The 2,544-nt window shown below is 41.5% G+C and carries 3 protein-coding genes; 2 read left to right on the forward strand and 1 reads right to left on the reverse strand.

Annotation, left to right across the window (positions count from 1 at the left end; all coding sequences use genetic code 11):
* A partial coding sequence (gene rfbC / locus AC1DPZ_RS25360; protein ID WP_477408718.1) for a dTDP-4-dehydrorhamnose 3,5-epimerase occupies nucleotides 1–469 on the forward strand: 469 nt, incomplete at its 5' end.
* 13 nt (nucleotides 470–482) lie between these two features.
* Entirely contained in the window at nucleotides 483–1,343 is an 861-nt protein-coding gene (gene rfbD, locus AC1DPZ_RS25365) for a dTDP-4-dehydrorhamnose reductase (RefSeq protein ID WP_477408720.1), read from the forward strand.
* A gap of 96 nt (nucleotides 1,344–1,439) precedes the next feature.
* Here the strand turns inward: rfbD and AC1DPZ_RS25370 are convergent.
* Nucleotides 1,440–2,544, reverse strand: a 1,105-nt coding sequence (locus AC1DPZ_RS25370; RefSeq protein WP_477408722.1) for a sulfate adenylyltransferase subunit 1, incomplete at its 5' end; no start/stop codon positions are given.

A 2,544-nucleotide genomic window follows, 5' to 3' on the forward strand; every position in this document is an offset into this window, starting at 1 on the left:
GTTTAATGCTGATACCTTTAACAAAGTAGTGGGTTACACAGTTAATTTTGTTCAGGATAATCAATCGTTTTCAACAAAGGGAGTATTGCGGGGTTTACATCTGCAAAAGGGCGAGCACTCTCAGGCTAAATTGGTTAGGGTAACACAGGGCGAAGTTCTTGATGTGGCTGTAGATTTGCGTAAAGGTTCTGCAACATATGGCCAATGTCAAAGTGTTTTGCTCACTGCCGAAAACAACCAACAACTTTTTATCCCCAGAGGGTTTGCTCATGGATTTATTGTGTTTAGTGATACCGCTATTTTTCAGTATAAATGCGATAATTACTATAATAAACAGGCAGAGGGCGGCTTACATTATGCCGATCCGATACTGAACATCGACTGGCAAATGAGCACCAATGAGTTGAATGTATCAGAAAAGGATCAGGAACTGCCTTTTCTGAAAGATATAGGCGACCTCGGTTTTTAAGTAAAACATGATCATGCAAAATAATATTATAGTATTTGGAGCATCGGGGCAGTTAGGAAATTGCCTAAAAAAGATTGCAATTGATAGGGGAGCAGATCACATTCATTTCCTGCCCGAAGATGAAGCAAATATACTTAGAGAAGACCTTCTGGTTAACGTATTTGAAAAATACAAACCAACATTTGCCATAAATTGCGCCGCGTATACCGCCGTTGATAAAGCCGAGGATGAGGTAGATTTGGCCCGAAGTATCAATAATACCGGCGCAGCTAACCTGGCAAAGCAATGCAATGCATACGACTCGACACTGATCCAGATCTCAACAGACTTTGTTTTTAAGGGTGATACACCTTATCCTTTAAAAGAAGATGATATTGCTGAACCTATAAGTGTATACGGCCTTACCAAATTGGAAGGTGAACAGGCTATAGCAGCAATTTTAAAAAAATATTATACCATTCGTACCAGCTGGCTATATTCTGAGTACGGCAACAATTTCACCAAAACCATGTTAAAATTGGGTGCCGAGCGGGATTTGCTGAAAATTATTGCCGATCAGGTAGGTACACCAACCTATGCTATTGATTTAGCTGGTTGTATACTTGATATTGTAGCATCAGGCAATGAAAGTTACGGTGTTTACCATTACAGCAATGAGGGTGTAACCTCGTGGTATGATTTTGCCAAAGCAATATTTGATATTTCAGAGACACGGGTAAAAGTATTGCCCATTCGCACATCAGAGTATCCAACCAAAGCACAACGTCCCGCGTTTTCTGTAATGGATAAAACTAAGATTAAAACTACTTTTGGTATTGAAATTCCTTACTGGAGAGACAGTTTGGCGGCTTGCCTGGAAAAATTGAATCAATAACCGATTAAAAAAACTTGTAATTTATAAAGCCACCAAAAGATAAAGCCCGACTTGAAAAGAGCCGGGCTTTATCTTTTATCAGAGGCTGAGTCGATGCTATAAAAGTATGGTTCCTGCGGCAACAGTTTCATTTGTGGCTTCATCAACCAATATCAACGATCCTGTAATGCGGTTTTTGCGATACTCATCAAAAACAAGGGGTTGCGTGGTACGCAGGCGTACTCGGGCCATTTCATTCATTTTGATATCTCCGGCATTTTCCAGCTTTTCCATTGTATTGATATCCAATTTGTAATAAACCTCTTTTATAATGGCCATTACTTCGCGGGTAGTATTTTTAAGGTGATACTTAGCACCCGGACGTGGGCCGCGGGAGCCCATCCAGCATAGCATAACTTCAAGATCCTGGCTTACCTGTGGTTCGCTGTCATCTTTTATTATCATATCGCCACGGCTTACATCAATATCATCTTCCAAAGTAATTGAAACCGACATTGGCGCAAAAGCCTCCTCAACCGGACCCGAATAGGTATCGATAGATTTAATTGCCGAGGTTAAGCCCGAAGGCAAAACGGTTATCTTATCGCCCGGTTTAAAAATACCACCGGCTATACGGCCTGCATAGCCCCGGTAATCATGATACTCTGCAGCATGCGGGCGAATCACCGTTTGTACCGGGAAACGTGCATCGGTATGGTTTTCATCACTGCCAATGTGAATTGTTTCTAATGTGTGCAATAAGCTTTCGCCTTTATACCATGGCATATTCACCGAGTCGTTAACTACGTTATCGCCTTCCAGTGCGCTGATGGGCACATAACGGATATCGGTAACATCAATTTTGCCGGCAAATGCATTGTACTGCTCAACCACCTTATTGTATGCTTCTTCCGAATAATCAACCAGGTCCATTTTATTAATGCAAACGATGATATGAGGAATTTTTAATAGCGAAGCGATGAACGAGTGTCTGCAAGTTTGTTCTACCACGCCTTTGCGGGCATCTATCAATACCAAAGCCAGGTTGGCGGTTGATGCACCGGTAACCATATTACGGGTATATTGAATGTGCCCGGGGGTATCTGCTATAATAAATTTACGTTTTGGTGTAGCAAAATAACGGTAGGCTACATCAATGGTAATACCTTGTTCTCTTTCTGATCTCAAACCATCGGTAAGCAATGACAGATCGATATGCTGT

The sequence above is a fragment of the Mucilaginibacter sp. P4_G9 genome (genome assembly GCF_056400985.1).